A 19,012-nucleotide genomic window follows, 5' to 3' on the forward strand; every position below is an offset into this window, starting at 1 on the left:
TTTTTTTAGCCTTCTATTTCCATTAATAAAAAAAATGAGCCCAGGACAAAACTAAAAATCAGTTTTGTTTCGGGCTTTAACTCCGAATAAACAGCGAGAAAAAAGCAGCTCCTTCTTATTCCTCGGAGCTAAACACTTTTATCTCGGCCTCTGTTTTATTCTTTTGTATCTCGATTAACAACCAATGAATTTAGAAAATAGTCTTTAACTTACTTTTTCATTCTATATCTATTAGTCATTATTGAGCTCTGTTCCTATTCAATTGTAATTTTTTATTGATTTGGACGATTTCGTTACCAAAATTACGCCAGTCACTTGCTCTAGGTGGTGCAAGCCAAATCAGCGTTCGCGCTGAAAAAGTGTTTTTTGGGAGATAGTCAGAGACGATCAAATCTGTATCTGGACGGATGACTGATTGAAAATGGATACTAAAAGAATCAAAAATTTGAATTTGTTTTTTGATAAATCGATTATACTTTTCGCCTTGAGTAAAATTCACATGGATATTAATCGTGCTTTTCTCACTTTCTTCATCATATTGTTCTGAAAGTACAAGTAGTAAATTGAAGAAAAGTGATTTTTTACTAAATTTAAATTCATCTTTTTTCAATTGATAGATAAAGATATGACAGACTTCAAAAATAATTGGATAGCGTTCCTGAAAAAAATCTAAATCCATCACTCGTAACGTAAGATCTATCAAGGGTGTAATATATTGATGTTGATAAATCGTTCTACTCACCTTGTTTTCTAGTTCCTGACTCTTCATTGTCAGTTGTGGATACATAAGAATTTGTTGTTTCAACTGTAGAGTATATGTGTCGACTAGCTCATTTTCGAAATTACACAATTCACTTTGGTAAACAGAAAATTGACTAATGATCCCCATTATTTCGACTTCAATTTCTCGATTTGTTCCTGTTATTATCTGACGAATCCAGTGATTAATTGTTTGATATACTCTATTTTCTGTATCAAAGCTTGCGGAATAAACAGTACTAGACAAAAAATATTTACGTTTTTTCTTTACTCGTTCTAGCATCACAAATAAATAATGTTTAAACAGATAAAAGGTGTTTATTTCTTCACAATAAGGTTTAATCGCAGAAAAAATTTCATTCACTGATAGAATATCCGATTGATTATATAACTCATCTGAATCCTTATAAATTCGATAATAAAGCATCGTAAAATACTGACGAATTTTCATTTCATCTCCGACTAATTGAAACGTTTTAGATAGTTTTATACTATATTGAGCAAGCTCTTGCCGAATTCTGTCTATAATTTTATAAACGACCGTCCGGCTCATGTTATGTTCTTCTCCGTATTTTTTGATCGACTTAAATTGATTGAAAAAGATTGTTTGTAGTAATGTAAACTCTAGAGAGTCTTTTAAATAATTTTCCTCCACAACACTTGATGATATTTGAGCCTCTTGAAACAGAATGATTTCATTACTTTGTTCGATCAGTTCCATTTCATCGTTTAAATCAAATCTTTTTAGATCTTCATTTATCTCCAAAATACTTCGCTCTAAAAGATATTGAGAGATAGTTAACTGTTCACACAACGTATCTTTACGTTCCGAAAATGAATAGTGTTGTTCTAGTTTTCTAATAATTGCTAGTTTTATATTCGTTCGATCATCTAATAACAAAAAATCCATTTATACTCTCCTTGTCCCATACAGCAGTGTTCCTGACAGAGAACCCAACATATCTCCAAAGCTTGTGGATCCCATCTGAGACCCTGCGCCAGAAGTGTTTGTGTTTAGCATTTGTTTAGGTTTTTCTTTTAGTAGTTCATCGTTCAGCATGATTCTTGTTTGAGAGTCATTTGGGGAATAGCGATTCATTACTCTTTTTTTGTAGTCAGAACTGGTAAATTGATTAACCGATACTTTAGCAGTAGATTCATAGTTTTCATATGAAAATTTGACAAAATAAATTCCAGGTTCTTGAGTATTCACATTATTTTTGACTGTCACTTGTTCTAATTGTAGTGGTTCACCATCTTTACCTTTTAATGAAACGACATTATCTGAAGGAGACCATTTTTCATTTTGCCCTATGATGATGTCTTTTAGTAAAAGTTCCGTCTGATTTTCTTTTACCTCAACTGTCGCTGTCTCTACTTTTCCATCTACTTCGTAGGTCATTTTATATTTTCCAGGAGTTGTTACCTCTTCCCCGTAAAATGTCTCAAAATGAAAAAAAAGTGCCGATGAAAACAGCAAGGCCGTTCCTAATAGCAAAGGTTTATTTGTCATCGCTTCATATGCCTCCTAGGTTGCTGATAAAATCGAATAGAGGGATGAGCCAAAATCAGTTTACACTCTGATTTTGTCCCAGCCCTGCTCATTCATTTGGTTCAGCTAATCTGTTCTTCGTTTTCTTAATCGGATCACACTAATGATCGTGATCGATATGGCTAACACTCCAATCCAAGGGATCGCGTGGTTGACTTGCTCACCTGTTTTCGGATACGTTCCTTGTTTGTCTGGTTTAGAAACATGCATTTGATTCTTATTTGTTTCATTTGGCTTAGGTGTATTTTTTTCAAGGACTGTGATTGTTGCGGTAGCAGTTAATCTTTTTCCAGTATTTTTCGTTTTTTTCTTTTTACTTGGTTCAGTTTTTTGAGTTGTTTGGACTGAGTAAGATACTTGGTGCTCTCCTTTTTCTTTTGTTTCAACGTTTCCAGTCACTTCTACTTCTTCAAAAGTAATCGATTTGCCATCACGATCAGTTGCTGACACAAAGTTGTCTGCACTCTTCCAATCATCTCCAACGTAAATTGTAGAATCTTTTACAATTAAAGTGGATTGATCAGCCTTTACTGTGATCTTGGCTTTCTCTTTTAAGGTGCCTGTTTCATAAACTACTTCATAAACTCCTGCTTTTGTTGTATCTACAGTGCCTGTTACGTTGATATCTTGAGTTGGAATCGTTTTGCCAGTTTTATCTGTCGCTGATACAACGTTATCTGCTGCTTGCCACGTATCGCCCACATAAATGTTAGAGTCTCTAACAGCAAGGGTTTCTTGCGTATCAACAACATGAATGGTCACCTGATCTTTTTGATCTTGGTTTTCATATATGACTTCATAATCACCAACTTTACTTGTATCTACCGTTCCTGTTACAGTAATTTGATCCAAAGAGATAGGTTTTCCAGTTTTGTCTGTTGCTTCGACAAAATTATCTGCTGCTTGCCACGTTGTACCGACATAGATCGTTGAATCTTTTCCACGAACTGCCGTTTGATTCGGTAAAACTGTTATCTTAGCAACTTCTGTTTGTCCACCAAAGCGATACGTTACATCATAAGTACCTGCTTTTGTTGGGTCTGCAGCCCCAGAAAATGTTATCTCTTCAAATGGGCTGTTTTTTCCATTTTCATCTGTCGCTGACACAAAATTATCTTTAGCTTGCCAAGTATCCCCTACGTAAATCGTTGAGTCTCTCACTACTAAAGTCTCCTGATTGGTAACAACAGAAACAGTTGCTTTCGCTTCTTTTTCTTGATTATGGTATGTAACCTCATAATCACCGACTTTTGCGGTATCCACTGTTCCGCTTACGGAGATTTGATCAAACATAACTGGATTTCCATCGTGATCAGTTGCTCCTGTGAAGTTGTCTTCTGGTTGCCATGTTGTCCCGACATAAATCGTGGAATCTTTTACGCTGACACTCGTTTGATCTAATTTTTCTTTAAGTGGAATTTCGATTGAATTGGTTTCTTTCTTCAATACAGTTGTTTTACCATTGATGTAGTCTTCAGCAATCGTGTAATCTGTTGGTATATCGGTCACTCTTAATGTGTATTCTCCTGACATGATTGCATCAAATTTATATTTTCCGTCTTGATCTGTCACAAACTCCGTTCGATTATGTGTCACATTATCGACTAATTCAAACGAGACATTTGGAACATTTAGTGTTTGATCTTTTTCATTATACGTGTGAAATTGCGCTTGCGCCAAATATACGACTCCTTCTGCATCTCCATCAGAGAATCTCAATACAAGAGGTGTTGTGCTCACTGTTCTACGGGTTTCTGTCATTTGACCTAAGTTATCCGCGCTAATGATAGTTTCAGTAGAAATCTGTCCAGCATTTTTTGAAACTGTATTGTAGGTTATCGTAATATTTTCCGTTAACGTATAATCTTCGAAAATGATTTGAGCCCCTGTTGTCGATTGTTTAACAGTATAGGCATCTTTTGGAACATTTTCTATCGTAATCGAATTTAAATCAATTCCGGCATTTGTCGTCCCTTTCGTCTTGATATCGAAAGTAGGATTTTTGACCTTTCGTGTCCCATTATTGATGTTTTTAGTTTTCACTTCATTTTTAGTTACGTTTTTCAACGACTCATGACTTGTTTGAGTAGCTGATAAGATTTCCGCACCTTCATTATTTACAGAAACTGATGCTGACATTATCTGATCACCATATAACGGTTCCGCAGCACTTCCTGTTACATTGATCGTTTTCGTATCGATCCAGCCATTGGCATATTTGTATTCAATAAGGTAACGCTTAGACGTTTTACCAAAATCGAATTTATAGCTGTTCGTTGCTTCATCGAATGTAATTTTAGGATAAGCAGCACTAGTCGGTGCTAGCGGTTTCTCAAAATATTGACCTCGATCCCAGTATTGCGGATAAATTGATGCCACTTGATCATTTGACACATCATAAATATCAAAAACCACGTCTACCCCCGCAGGAATTTTAGTAGTCATACTCAAATCATCAAACGAATCGTTTCTTGCATTTACTAAAAATTGATTTTTACTAGCTTGCAACGTTCGTTCTGAATACATCTTTCTTCCTGTTCTAACTGTGGTGTCAACTGTTTCATAATCATCTGCACTTAAGGTAACTGCAAGCGTGTCGATCGGGATACTTTTACTTTTTTCTAAACTATCCGGCACATAGTTAAATCCTAAATCTAAATTAAATGAATGAACGACCGGCGTTGTGAATTTTATAAGTGAACCACCTTCGACCGCGGTTATCGTATAGTCCTTATTTAGCTTGTAATAATCATACTCTCCTTTAGGCGCTCTCAGCTGCAAGTAATTTGGATGTTCAATTTTGATCGTTGCATTCTTTACTGGATTTTTAGTACTTCCTTCTATTGCTATCGTCGTATCGCCAAAATAGGCACCATTCCCATCATAATTGCCCCAGGCGGTTTCCACATTAGTAGGATTAATGATTGAAATAGGTTGAAGATATTGGTCAGATACAAGCATCATCTCTTTACCGCCACTGATAACAGGTGTACTCACGGTTATATCAATGTCTTTCTGATCAAATGGGATGAGCAACTTGTCTACATATATTCTTAGTACGCTATCTTTTGTCGCTGTTAAAATCAGTTTATTATTTTCTTTACTTACGTCAAAAAAATCTGTTACTTGTGCTGCTTTGTATTCAGCATCAGAGGCTGAAATGTTATACTCGGAAATGGCTTGACCATTTTTACTTTCTAAAACTATTTGTTCTCCTGCTTTAGTTTGTGTTGGTATATTGTAAACATCGACATAATAGTTTCCTTTTTCTCGGAAATTCGCACTTTGAAACCAGCCTAGGCTTGCTTCTTTTAATGCCTTTTTATCTTTACTTGTTTTAGCAGTAAACTCAAGACCACCATATGGGGCAGTTGTACTATTCAATCTGACAGACCCGAGTTTAGTTGTAGGATATTGATTGTAAAAACTATAGGAATAATTTGAAACACTTTCCAATGCTAGTGTACGATCAACTGATAAACCATACGCTTTTTGTTGCTCCATATTTGTGATCGTGATTGCTACTCGATTAGTATTGTCTTCACTAATTGTATAATCTTTGTCTTTTTCTAAAAGCTGTTTTGAACTTGCAATCACATTGCCCATGATATCCACATCGTACGAAAAAACATCTATCTGCTTTTTAGACGTAGTACCAAAAGTTGTTTCTGATGTACCTAGCATTAATAATTCTATTGTCTGACTGCCAGATAATGCTCTATCCAAGTTGTAATAGATATTGCCTGTGATTCCATAAGTATTAGTGGTTTCTTCATACTTGATCGGTGCAACCTCTTCATATAAATCAAAACGATACTCATTTACTGTTTGACCTGATGTTTTGATCGTTACTAATGGTTCGGCATCTGTGTATACATAACTCTTTAAATCCAGATTAAACTGCGTTTCTGTAACACGTTGCGTAAATGTGATCGTTAAGGTCTTACTTAGTGCATCGACTGACCACTTAGCTCCAACATTTGCTACCTCTCCGCTGATATCTGAATACCCTAAGTGATCAGGTAATGTCATTGTATACACTGATCCTGGTGCGTAGTCTTTGTCCTCGACTACAAAATGCAACTTCGCAGTGACCGGAGTGGTATTCAGCACTCTATTTGTAGAGACTTGGCTATACTCAGCTCCTTCCATAGTGGTGAGTGTCATGTTTGCAAGGATTTCATCTTCAATCGGTGTATTTGCATCTGCTTTTTTCATTTCGGAGACGGAGGCGCTTTCTATTTTTAGCTGCTCCGATGCTTCCTCTTGCTTTAGTGTTGAGGTATCCTTTTCAATTGCTTCACTCGTTTCAACTGTCGTTTCATTTTGATTTTCTGCTGATTGTTCGATTTCGCCACTTGATAAATCCGTTGCCACGCTGTCTTCTGTTCGTGCATTTGTCTCCTGTCCATTCGGAGATTCATCACTATTGCCAGTCATTGCGAAAGCACTTACGGTCGATCCAAAACTATGTACAAGTAGTACTGCAAGCATAAATATATGTAATTTTCTTTTTTTCATGAACAAACTCCTCTATCTTAATATTTTTATATAATTCTATCATATACTTTTTCGAACTTTATTATGATTATTTTTTTACGTTTTAATAAAAAATAAAAACATACCTGCTGTTATAATTCGTACTATCAGCTGTTTCAGTCCCCCTATGTTCTTCTTCACCTCATTTGAAATCGAAAAATAATAATAAATCCACATTTTGTTTTTATTAAATAAATATATTTTTTATATATAAAAATCACAATCTACAACGAGTGATTTCCAAAAAAAATCATTTACCTGATTTAAAATGCAAAAAACACTTTATTTTTACGAACATACGTTTTATAGTAGAATAAAAGAAAAAAGGAGTTAGCTATGAAAACGTCATTAACGACCCAAATGGAAGAAGTTCTTTATTACTACTGTCGAGAACATGGAGATATCGTGGTAGAAGAAGTGACTATGCCGGACGAACAAGGTATAGTTGATACATTGAGTTGCCGCTTGACTGCTGAGAATCAATTTGAGTGGCGCTGTTATGAACTAAAAGTCAGTAAAGCTGATTTCCGTTCAAAAGCTAAGCTTTCTTTTATTGGTCACTATAATTATTTTGTTTTACCTGAAGCTCTCTTTGAAAAAATAAAAGAAGAAATCCCTAATCATATCGGTGTGATGGTTTATCATCAATACCTTTCAACTGACAACCAAATGCTACCAGGCTATTTTACAATAGATAAAAAACCGCAAAAACAAGAGCTTTTGGTCAATGAACAAGAATTGCTTTTTCGATTGATTACAGCCCAAGCACGTGAAGTCGGTAAAGCCAAACAAACAGCGCGCGGCTTAAGAGTTTTTTCGACCGATCAACTTTACAAAGAACTAAAAAAACGACAACCAGATTATGATTTGTTTGGTGGTGGAGTAAATTTTTATGATCGTTTTATTGACGAAATTTGTGACCAAGCAGTTGAAGCCTTAAAAAGTGAATTAGACGCAACGCGTGAGGCATATCTTGAATTGGAACAGCGTCTTTTGGAGGAAAACTAATGTATTATCCCTATTTTCGCGGTAAACAATTTGATTTACTAGCTTTAACTTCATTGCTGGAAAATGACTACCTATCTTCACAAATTATCCCCATCATTGAACCTGTCAAAAACTCCAATACATTAAAAAAATGTATCAATTTATTTCAAAAGGAAGATCACCCTTTTTACCTTATTCAAAATCCTCAAGCTGGTGATTTTTTAACGGAAGAAGGGCTCCTTTATCTAAACTCATTACCCTTAGATAAAGCAGTAATCATTGAGCAGCCTATCGAAACCTTGAGCGAAGAATCTCAATTATTTGTGATCAACAACGCAACGCCTGCCTTACAAAGTGATTGGCAAGAAAATCAGGCGAAAGTCCTGATACCAAAAGAATTCCGCTTACTAAAAAAAGTCAAAGGTAAAAAAATCATTTCTCAAGATCCATTCACTAGACTACCTAAATCCAGTTTTTACCAAGAATGTTCCGATGAATTTTTCTCAGATATCCATTTGACCTTTCAAAAAAGCGGCTTTGTAGGATTCAGTGATTTCTCTATCGATAGCCGTATTTACTATGAACACAGCTACCCTTCAAGAATATTGAGCTTGCATCTTGTTTATTTTGAAAATGATCATTTACGTATCCATCATTTTCTTTCAAGCGAGGAGTTGCCTACTCAAAAAGATAAATTTTTTGAACTTATGAAAGAAGTTGAAGAATGGAAAAACGTCTTATGCGGTGACCATGTAACTTTAGGGCTTGAGTTATTATTTGAAGCAATTTCCAAAGATAAATTCCCTGGAATGGGGGTCATGCGAAAAGCGGCTGTAATGCACCATATGGAATTGATGTCTCGTTATCTTGATAGATAGAAAAAGGTTAGAGTGCACCCTTAGGGCTTCACTCTAACCTTATTTTTTCTATCATTCTCAAAAAGAGGTTCTTAATCATCCTTCACTTGTATTTCAGATTCAAGATTAATCTTGACCTGAAATGTATTATTGATATTTTGCGCCATTTTTTGGAGGTTTTGAAGTAATAGGACGATCCAGCTGAATGCCAACATAAATGACAGTAATTCAAATGCCGTCAACGAAAGATAACTTGTCCATTGAAATAATACAACTACTACAACCAAAGTCGCTGCAATTATATAAGAAATCGACAAAAATTCTTTGGTTACATTTGGTAATAGCCATTTAATTCCCACAATCAAAATCACAATCAAATAAACTAAATAACCAGCAACTTGATTATGAACCCCTTGAAAAGGACCTGTTTCTGTATAAGGAAATAATCCAACAGCCCCCAGATCAAGCGCTGTTAATGTCAAAAGAATACGCAGAATGGTTAAACGTTTGCTGTGAGGAATTGCTTTTTGCAGTTCGACAAATAACCCGTCGATCAGTGCAACCATCAATAACGAAGAAAACATCAAGGTCACATTAAACTGCCAACTACTCTTAGCCTCGATCGTACCTAAAAAACTGAAATTAAATTGCCACCATTGATAATCTTTATTTGTGATCATTGCAAGTAATACACCACCAATGATCACAAATATCAACAAATTAGTCAGTTTAGCAGGCGTGATCGACAGCGCCGAATAGATCATAAAGTAATTGACCAACCCTACAAATACAAAAAATAACAATGTTGCTGTATAACGGTCAAAGGTTGCTCCAACAAAAACTAAACCGATGACCTTGAAAAATACTAATAATGAGAAAACTAATATAACAATAAATGATAATAATATCGTTGGAAAATTACGCCAGTAAATATCTTTTGATTTAGTCGTAACCTGATTTCTTTTTCCTTTAATAAAAAAAAGGACGAAGCTGAAAACGCCACTTAAGACTCCAAAGGAAAGAACAAAATTCGCAATTGAATAAGCGCCTACCAGCGCGATCTGTGTTTTGTCCGCATAAAATAGGTAACCTAAAAACAAAATACTAACGATCGTTGTTGGTATTAAAAACCACCTTAGAGAAAGTGTCTGGTTTCCAGTAGCTTTCTTTTTTGGTTCGATCACTATTTTTTGATCTTTAATACTTAATGTGACTTCTGTTTCATTCTCTAAATCAAATTCTTCCACTATTTTTTCCGGCAGCGTGATACTGAACTGCTTTTCTTCCATACCCATTCCCCCTACACATAACTTAACATCTCATAAATATTATAGATTTCTTGCAGTTAAAAGCAATCAATATGATCTTCCTTTTAAACTCGTTTAAAGATCGTTTGTCTTTTTTAAAATTGCTTCTTCATGCAAATACATAATTCATCTCCAATAAACTCCCCATAATTTGGCACGATTTGATAGCCATGTCTTTCATAAAATTTAATTGCCCCTGACATGTCCTTCCCTGTTTCCAGAACGGCTTGCTGATAGCCTTTCTCCAACATATCAGCTTCTAATGCTTGGATAATTTTCCCCGCAGCCCCATTTCCACGACTTTTTTTCTTAATATACATTCTTTTTATTTCTGGTGTTTGATCGTCAAAAAGTTTCCAGCAGCCACAACCAACTGCTTCTCCATCCTCGTACGCAACAATTGCACATGCCATCTCCGCCAAATTATGGTGACTTTGATAGTTCTGCGCTATGTCTGCCCCCCATTCCTCATTAAAAAATTCATTTAATTCATTTATTAACTCTGATAACTCTTGATTCGTTATAGCGACTTGCTTTACTTCGATCATCATTAAACACCTCTACTTTTTTCATTCATTTTCATAGTATAATTCTACTGCACTCCCACTCAAAACTCAAAGTAATAACAAAGAACCGCCTGTCAGCCTTGACAAGCGGTCTTTGCTATAGCACTTTCCATTGTTAACAACATCACAATAAAGCGAAAACTAGCCTATAAATTCTTTCTGATTCCCCTTGTAGTTAAACGCTTTCAAAAAACTATAAACCACCTAAACTCGCTAGATAAAAGTCCAATGTGTAAAAACGATAATCACTTTTAGAAAATTTTGATTTCTTATCTTGTAATTGATCTATTAACTCTAACCGCTCTTGTTCTGAAACCTCTTCCCAATCTTCATTTCCCATTCTGCAATATAGCCTAAATGGTAGTTCAACGTCCATATGAACTTCTAAAAATGCCTCTGGATCTCCTAATCCGTGATATTCAACATCGGTGATGATTTCGCCTACATAGTTCAGATACTTTTTACTCATTACAGCCAACCTCCTAATAATTATTTAGTTCAAAAAAATATTTTTCTTCATACAAGAATTGTACTAAATTTTCCGTTAATTAACAACTTATTTTCAATACCTAAAATTTCTTTACACCAAAATCAACTCGTTTGTTTCTCTTTGCACAATAGTGTTGATTCTTACTAAAATTTGCCTCACCATTATTCATTATTAAGCACTCTTCGATAACAGTAATGCTGCATTGCCCCTCCTTTAGTTAGAAACAATAACATACTTTTGAGTACAATTATTTATCCACTTTCAACAAAAAAAGACTAAGATATCACTCAAAGAGCAATAGCTTAGTCGAAAAACCCAACTGTATCAGTTGAAGAAGATAGATTTCCCTCTTAATTTTAGCTGCATTTTTATTTAAGTCGTTCCGGCATCATACCTTCTAGAAATCCCCAAACACCGTTACTAATTCTTAAATCCTCTTGATCATAGTGAGAAAGCTCCGTCCTTATCAAATGATCTTGACCATCTAAAACTTTTTGTGCCCAGTGTGGATCAATCAACATTGCCCTACCTACAGCTACCAAGTCTGCAGTAGCCAAAATTTCTTTTGCATCTACTCCATTCCTAACATCCCCCACACCAATCAGTGGTAGACGATCCTTGATCGTTTCTTTTATATACTCAATAATTGGTTTCTCTTTAAACCCATCGCTAACTGAGTGATTTCTATAATTATTAACAGACAAATGTAAATAATCCAACGGTTTTTTAGATAATAGATCTACTAAAAATAAGGTATCACTCAAACGAATTCCAGGCTCTTCATATTCTTCAGGCGAAAAACGATATCCGACAACAAAATCTTTCACACCTGACTGATCGACAACTTCTGTTACACCGTCAACCAACTCATTGATGAATCTAACTCTTTTCTCTAATGAACCGCCCCAATCATCGGTCCGTCTGTTAGAGTGCGGAGAGAAGAATTGTTGGATCAAATAAGTATTTGCGCCATGAATCTCAACACCATCAAAACCTGCTTTGATTGCTCTTTCAGTCGCCTTTTTGAAACTTTCTAAAATCCCCCAAATTTCTTCTTCCGTTAATTCTCTAGGAATTTGTGCATCTGGTCGTTCAGCCGCAACTGCACTTGGTGCAACTGGTTGAAGACCATGCAAGACCTTGGAATCTGTCATTCGTCCAGCATGAAAAATTTGTAAAATTGCTTTTGTATGATTCTTCTTGATTGCTGCAGCTAGTTTAGAAAGCCCTGGAATAAAGCGATCATCATATACACCTAGCTCTCCATCCCAACCTTTTCCCTCTTCATGAACATTGGCAGCTGCAGTGATGAATGCCCCCACTTCACCTGTCCGTAATGCGTAGTAATCAATTTCATCATTGGTTATGACACCATCAAAAAAAGACATTTTTGTAGTCATTGGAGCAACAACAAGTCTATTTTTCAACTGTAGTCCTCTTTTAAATGTTAAACCTGTGCTTAAATTATTCATCAAATCTCTCCTCCTTAACAAATGCATGCGCATGCAACTATATCCATGATAAAGAAAAAAAGACTAAAAAGCAACTTTATAGTCTTCTAAATAAAATATTCTTTTAGAACACTCTTTACATCATGTTCTACATCAGACAATAGCCTTGCTCCTTCATCAGTCAGATCTATGTACACACCACGTTTGTCATCCGTACAAATCCTTCTTTCAATAACCGATGGACTCTTCTCTTCTAGCCTGTTGATCAGACGAGACAATGCGCTTTGACTCAAGCATAAATAATTTCCTAAATCATTCAACCTCATGTGACAACCATTTTGCTTAAGTTGGTACAAGGCGTAATACTCACTTGTTGTCAGCTGACTATTCTTCTTTAACATTGCTTCTAATTTTTTTTCAACTAAGGATTGCTTCTTTGCATAATCCAGCCATTGTGATATAAGAGGTGTTTCCATTTAATCATCCCTCACAGATTTTTTTCTCTTTAACTAGTTATAGTTTGCTTGTTTTTAATGTAAAAGTCAAAATTTTAAGAAATTTTCAGATAAAAAAAGCCATGGACTACAGTCACATGACTTTAAGTGGGCGGGACAACCTCTCTTGCGGTGTTCGTCCCGGCCTCGTCTCTTAATTAGCGTTTAAAATCCACATAAATCCTACAAAAACAAAGAATAAAGCGTACATGATCGGTGACACTTCTTTCCCACGTTTTGCAGCGATCATTGTGATTGGGTAAAAAATAAAACCAAGGGCAATTCCATCAGAAATACTGTAAGTCAAAGGCATTCCTAAAAGAATCAAGAATGAAGGAATTGCGATTTCCATTTCTTTCCATTTGATTTGGCTAAGGGATTGAGCCATTAAAACACCCACAACAATTAGTGCTGGCGCCGTTACTTGAGACGTTACGACTGAAAGTAATGGAGAGAAAAATAGCCCAACGATGAAGAAAAATCCTGTTGTCACAGCTGTTAATCCAGAACGTCCTCCAACAGCAATACCAGCTGAAGATTCTACATATGCCCCCACTGGAGAAGTTCCTAGAAGAGAACCTGCTAACATCGCTGTTGAATCCGCAGCTAGCGCTTTTCCAACTCGAGGCATTTTATTGTCTTTCATGAAGCCAGCTTGATTCGCTAAACCAACAAGCGTTCCAGCCGTATCAAAAAATGTCACTAATAGGAACGTTAACACCACAACCCATAGTTGTAGAGAATTGATATCGCCCACATGTTTTAAAGCGACTAAAAAAGTTGGTTTAAGACTAGGAGCACCTGAGATGATTTTAGTAGGTACTTCGATCAAACCCGTTACTAATCCCAAAATAGTTGTTGCTGTCATTCCGATAAAAATACCACCTGGCACACGACGCACCATCATAATGGCCGTGATCACTAGACCAAAAATCGTCAGCCAAGTCGAACCAACGTTCAACGGTCCTAATGCAACTAATGTCGATTCATTGGAAACAATGAGCCCGCCTTCACTTAAACCTAGAAAAGCGATGAAAAGACCGATCCCACCAGAAATAGCATATTTTAAATCTGCTGGTATCGCATCAATGATCAATTCACGTAATTTAAAAATCGTGATCAAAATAAAAATTAGAGATGCGACAAAAACACCAGCTAATGCTGTTTCCCAAGGCACACCCATTCCCACACAAACAGAATAAGCAAAAAAGGCATTGATCCCTAGTGCTGGTGCTGTTGCGATCGGATATTTCGCAAAAATCCCCATCAGAATACATCCCAAAGCACTTGCTAAAGCTGTCGCAGTAAAAACGGCACCTTCGTCCATTCCAGAAGCGCCCAATACAGTTGGATTTACAAATAGAATATACGCCATCGAAATAAAGGTCGTAAATCCAGCTAAAAACTCACGTTTCACAGTCGTATTCAATTTTTCAATCTCAAAATAAGAAATAATTTTTTCTTTCATTCAATATCCTCCTAAACGTTCGAACAATAAAGAAAAAGTTCGGAAAAAGTGCTATAAATTACTTAAACAACGTGTTTAATCATATAATAAACGAAACGATAAGTAAATAAAAAAGTTTAAATATCCTCTAAATACGAACATTAAATTCATGTTATCACTAATCAGATGAGTCGATACAAAAATAGACTAAGATTAGAGGATGAAGTCATCGTTGATGACCTCGCCTCTAATCTTAATCTATATGATTTACGCTTGTTTAATCCAGTCTTTATCAGTTACCTACGATTTGAGTAAATCCATTTATCAAATCTGCATTTTGTGTTTGATCGAAATACAAGACATTTTCATTGTTTCCTTGGTTTTGCATAGTAATCAGTACTGAAGGCTGACCATTATATAAAACAAATAAGTAAAGATGATTCCCCATCTCTTTTCTAGGTACAGCCGTATCAATATCAGAATAAATTCCTACTACATTATGGGTATTTGCTGTCATACCGTCGTAAGACCATTGGATCGGCACTCCATCATAAGTATTATTGTTAAGAACACTTGGATAATATGTCCCATAAAAACTAACTTCATTTCCAGGATAGTACTCTCGATAATTTTGTCCCATTGTCGTTCCCCAACTAGCCATAAAAGCAGCCAATTCTGCTTTTTTCTGCGGATTCCACTTAGGAGTAATAGTCTCTTCTACTGTAGTTTTTGTTTCAGCTACTTCTTTTTTTGGCACAGCTTCTTTTTCAGACTCTTTTTTGCTCTCTTCGCGTTCCTTGATTACTTCTTTGTTGATCTCTTCTGTCAACTCTTTGCCATATTGTTTTAGTGCCTGTGATCCATCCTTAGCATCCGTTAATTCTGTTAACTTTTTCAATGCTTTAGAGTAATCTTTTTTCTCTTTTAGCGAAACAACCTCTTTATAAAGTTTCGATTGTTCGATCAAAATCGGCGCATCTTTACTGTCTTTGTTGTATTCTAATGCTAATTGAAAAGCCGCTATTGCTTTAGACATATCCTTATCTACTATGGCTTCTTTCCCTTTAGCCATAGCTGAATCATACTCTGCTTGTTTTTTATCACTTGTCGTTGTAGCAGTAACTTCGCTAGTCGTTGAAGTTGTCCCATTATCATTTGAACACCCAGTCACCAAACCAACAAGTAAAAATGAACTTACCCCAATCAATACCTTTTTCAATACATACACACTCCTTTTTATTCTTCATATCTCTCCTCTTTTCATTATCTATTACTGCTCTCTCTATGGCAAGCTTTGTTGCCGCTTTTTCAAATGAAATGTATTTTATTGTGTTACTCTTCAAGGTTAAACTGTTCTGCTTTTTTTGTACCAGCTAAGTGTAATTAACACAATCAGGATCATACGTATTATTTTAGATATTTGATCATATATTAATTCTATCGTTTACGTATAGCTCACCAACTCAAAAAACCTGAAAAACAAGTAATCATCTACTCGTTTTTTCAGGTTTTACTTTATTTTTTTAGTCTATAAGCTTTAACTGTGCGCATCTCGTTCCAACAAAGACAAGAAATAGAATAATGAATGCCCCCATCGTTGCATCACTAAAGAAGTGACAACCTAATAGTACTCTGCTGATTGCCGTAATGGCTCCCCATGTCACACCAAAAATCAATAATCGCTTACGTAACTTAGTATTTTTAGGGCTAGCATATAACGGGAAAAAAACAGCAAACATACTTTCACAAGAATGACCTGAAGGAAATGACTTATGACCCGTCGGACCATTCATTTTGTACCATGGTGTAAAATTATCTTGAGCAGCATTTAGTTCATACGGACGAACACGTCCCCATAAAATCTTGACTTCTTCTACGCACATTAGATAAACAAAAGCCACTGCAACGCCTAAAATAGCTACTCGCATCAAACGCTCAAGCTCTTCCGACGTTTTACGACTTAACCATTTTTGAACAATTAATGTTGCTATGGCAAAAACCACGATACAAATAATGATATTGATAAACGTTGGTAGCGTAGGATTAACGCCACCATCATTATTCGCTTGACCGATTGGGCGATTGTGTTCTACATTTTGAATTGAAGACAGTGTATACTGGATAGCAAATTTTAAATAATACCAAATTCCATACAGGGAAAGTCCCACCCCTGCGGCAGCAATCAATAATTTCGCAATCACAGGCTGGCTCGATCGAACCCCGTAATGTATGATAATTTCCCCACTCATCATAATCACGACACCTACTGGAAAGCAAGCGTAGTTTTGTAAGAATGTTGCAATGTATGAATTTTGACTCATCACTGCATTTGAGATTGCTAAATCCCCAAACGTACCAATCCCAAGTAAAACCGCAAATATGGCGACAACAATTGTAATTTTTCTACTATCTGACATTTTTTCCAACATTTTTAATCCTCCTAAATTTGAAAGCTGAAAGAGCTTGGTCTGCTTTGACAGAAAATAGGGAAAATTGACTGAGCTACTCTTTATCTCATTTATTTTTTTCCCCGTAAGGCTAGCTCTTGAAGCTAGATATCATTAAAAGCGTATCAGGTTCGTTCAGTCTTGATAGAAAAGTAAGGATGAGGCCTTTTACCTCAATCATAATTTCTCTTTCTATATGAAGAATTAGCCCTTAACGCTGAATATCCAGAAATCACTTCCAAGTATTAGTTTATCATTTACCAGTTTTAAATATCATACATTTTGTCCTCTTTTATAAGAATAAAAAGACATTAATCTTCTCCTGTAATCTTTTAATCATAAAAAAGAACCTCAGAAAAAAGTTCTTTTCCGAAGTTCTTTGACTCACTAGTTTGTAGATAATTAGCATGTATGCTTATTTTTTCTCAAAGCCCATATCTGTCAATTGTTTTTCGCCTTCTTTAAAGCTACTACCAGATTTTACGCTATCAGCTGCTGCATCATATTTGGTCGCGAAGCCATATCAGAAGCGTATCATCACTTCCAAAATGAATCGTTGGAATTAATTGAATAGAATCTAAACTGTCCCTTTTCCATTTTTGATTTGATCTAAAGCAAAAACCACAATTGGCAAATAGTTAAAAATAAAACTAACCCGTTGCCAAAATCCAATTTGACTCAGTAGTGGTAATTGATTGATTACAGGAATACGAGCTAGCCCGTAAATACTCGCAAAAAGAACACTGATCAGCAATAAAATTAAATACAGTTTACTATGGGTCATTTTTCCTTGTTTTCGGTAAAGTAAAAATAAAAGAAAAGGGAAAATCAAAAATCCAGCATAGCCTAATCCTGAACCAATATTATGGATCCACGTAGAAAGATTCCAAGTTGATTGCTCAGTATCAATGCTAAACAATCCCGTAAAAATACAATCCCCCACACCATACAAGCCAATAGCCAGCGTTAGTAAACAAGCCAGTACTGTCGAAGTGTTATTAAAGATCTTATATACGGCAGGAATTGCTAAAACAAAGAATACTCCTGATATCACCGACCAAATCAAAAATTCTTGTCGAACTGGGCTTGCTATATCTCCGAATACACTAATCACCATTGTCATTTGATTCATTTCAGGATAAAAAATACCTAGAATATAAGGCGTGAAAAAATCACTGATTGCACCTAACAATAAAAAGTGAACACCATATTTTTTTAACACAGTCATTTTAAACCTCCTCAACAAAGCCTTACGGTACCCCTGCTCTTTCAATTATACGTCATTACAGGATCTTACTAATTGCAGTAATAAAACATAAAGCACATAGTTGCACTTCACTACGCTAACGCCTCCTTCAATATTTTCTCAGCATTTAACGCAGCATACTCTTTTTTAGAAATGACTGTCACTGGAATTTCAGGAAATTTACGTTTGATTTCCTCTTTCGCATAACTAAGTTCTGGACATAATAAAATCCGGTCTGCTTCTTTGCCTTTTTCATCTATTTTAGAAACGCTATACGCTTGAATCGTTGCCCCAAGATTATTGGTTCTTGCCAGATTATTCATCTTTGTCACTAATAATCCCGTGTACACTTCATAATCGGTCATCATACTAGTAATGCCGAAAACCAGAATTTTTTCACTTCCATAAATCGACTCATCATCCATCCTAATTTCTTTCTTCATTTTCGCTTTTCCTTCCTTCTTTGAAAAGAGAGTCTCAAAAAAAGAGTGCTTGTTATTTCCTAAAAGCTTATCCGTAGAAATTTGAAAATACTTGCTAAGTTTTACCAAGGTATCTAGATCTGGGTAGCTCTTATCACGTTCCCATTTCGAAATAGTTTGAGGTGTGACATTAAGAAATTCAGCTAATTCTTTTTGAGTTATTTTTTTTGATTCTCTCAGTTCCTTTAATTTACTTCCTATTGCTATCACAAGCATAGCCTCCTAACGTAAATTTGAGCAATCAACAATTGGTTGAATCATCGTTATTTCCACTCAACTGTTGGTTGAATTTATAAAAATGAAGGTATATATACTTATTATAGCAATAAACTTCAAAAAAAATCCTTCGTAATTTATTTTTACTTCACTACTTGTATCACTCACAAAA

The 19,012-nt window shown here is 35.6% G+C and carries 15 protein-coding genes; 2 read left to right on the plus strand and 13 right to left on the minus strand.

Annotated features, from left to right (window positions below):
* Nucleotides 1–238: 238 nt before the first annotated feature.
* The 3 genes from A5821_RS09795 to A5821_RS09805 form a co-directional block, all read right to left on the minus strand.
* Entirely contained in the window at nt 239–1,669 is a 1,431-nt protein-coding gene (locus A5821_RS09795; protein WP_086314395.1) for a helix-turn-helix domain-containing protein, read from the minus strand.
* Nucleotides 1,670–2,272, minus strand: coding sequence for a bacterial Ig-like domain-containing protein (locus tag A5821_RS09800; protein ID WP_086314396.1), 603 nt, complete (start codon nt 2,270–2,272; stop codon nt 1,670–1,672).
* A 105-nt stretch (nt 2,273–2,377) separates the two neighbouring features.
* Entirely contained in the window at nt 2,378–6,832 is a 4,455-nt protein-coding gene (locus A5821_RS09805; protein ID WP_086314397.1) for a bacterial Ig-like domain-containing protein, read from the minus strand.
* A gap of 354 nt (nt 6,833–7,186) precedes the next feature.
* Between A5821_RS09805 and A5821_RS09810 the strand changes: the two genes are divergently transcribed.
* Together A5821_RS09810 and A5821_RS09815 are read left to right on the plus strand one after the other, a co-directional pair.
* On the plus strand, nt 7,187–7,858 hold the full coding sequence (locus A5821_RS09810; protein WP_086314398.1) for a hypothetical protein: 672 nt from the start codon (nt 7,187–7,189) through the stop codon (nt 7,856–7,858).
* Nucleotides 7,858–8,715, plus strand: coding sequence for a sce7725 family protein (locus A5821_RS09815; protein WP_086314399.1), 858 nt, complete (start codon nt 7,858–7,860; stop codon nt 8,713–8,715). The genes A5821_RS09810 and A5821_RS09815 overlap by 1 nt, the downstream gene beginning before the upstream one ends.
* Before the next feature lie 71 nt (nt 8,716–8,786).
* Here A5821_RS09815 and A5821_RS09820 read toward each other — a convergent pair whose 3' ends face one another.
* The 10 genes from A5821_RS09820 to A5821_RS09865 form a co-directional block, all read right to left on the minus strand.
* Nucleotides 8,787–9,983, minus strand: a complete 1,197-nt coding sequence (locus tag A5821_RS09820; RefSeq protein WP_086314400.1) for a DUF998 domain-containing protein — start codon at nt 9,981–9,983, stop codon at nt 8,787–8,789.
* Nucleotides 9,984–10,096: 113 nt separating this feature from the next.
* Complete coding sequence (locus A5821_RS09825; RefSeq protein ID WP_086314401.1) at nt 10,097–10,552, minus strand: GNAT family N-acetyltransferase; 456 nt, start codon at nt 10,550–10,552, stop codon at nt 10,097–10,099.
* A gap of 208 nt (nt 10,553–10,760) precedes the next feature.
* Entirely contained in the window at nt 10,761–11,036 is a 276-nt protein-coding gene (locus A5821_RS09830; protein ID WP_086314402.1) for a hypothetical protein, read from the minus strand.
* 389 nt (nt 11,037–11,425) lie between these two features.
* A complete protein-coding gene (locus tag A5821_RS09835; protein WP_086314403.1) occupies nt 11,426–12,529 on the minus strand; it encodes an NADH-dependent flavin oxidoreductase in 1,104 nt (367 codons plus the stop codon).
* Between the two features lie 86 nt (nt 12,530–12,615).
* The gene (locus A5821_RS09840; protein WP_086314404.1) at nt 12,616–12,984 is read right to left on the minus strand and encodes a MarR family winged helix-turn-helix transcriptional regulator; all 369 of its coding nucleotides are present in this window, start codon (nt 12,982–12,984) and stop codon (nt 12,616–12,618) included.
* Between the two features lie 172 nt (nt 12,985–13,156).
* Nucleotides 13,157–14,470: an NCS2 family permease gene (locus A5821_RS09845; protein WP_086314405.1), complete on the minus strand. Its 1,314-nt coding sequence runs from the start codon at nt 14,468–14,470 to the stop codon at nt 13,157–13,159.
* A gap of 271 nt (nt 14,471–14,741) precedes the next feature.
* Nucleotides 14,742–15,668, minus strand: a complete 927-nt coding sequence (locus A5821_RS09850) for a DUF4767 domain-containing protein (protein ID WP_086314406.1) — start codon at nt 15,666–15,668, stop codon at nt 14,742–14,744.
* 304 nt (nt 15,669–15,972) lie between these two features.
* On the minus strand, nt 15,973–16,878 hold the full coding sequence (locus A5821_RS09855; protein ID WP_086314407.1) for a phosphatase PAP2 family protein: 906 nt from the start codon (nt 16,876–16,878) through the stop codon (nt 15,973–15,975).
* 595 nt (nt 16,879–17,473) lie between these two features.
* Nucleotides 17,474–18,124 carry a DUF998 domain-containing protein gene (locus A5821_RS09860; protein ID WP_086314408.1) on the minus strand — a complete coding sequence of 217 codons (651 nt, stop codon included), beginning with the start codon at nt 18,122–18,124 and terminating at the stop codon, nt 17,474–17,476.
* Nucleotides 18,125–18,234: 110 nt separating this feature from the next.
* On the minus strand, nt 18,235–18,834 hold the full coding sequence (locus A5821_RS09865) for a helix-turn-helix domain-containing protein (protein WP_086314409.1): 600 nt from the start codon (nt 18,832–18,834) through the stop codon (nt 18,235–18,237).
* Between the last annotated feature and the right edge of the window lie 178 nt (nt 18,835–19,012).

It is taken from the genome of Enterococcus sp. 7F3_DIV0205 (genome assembly GCF_002141365.2).
Classification (GTDB): Bacteria; Bacillota; Bacilli; order Lactobacillales; family Enterococcaceae; genus Enterococcus_L; species Enterococcus_L palustris.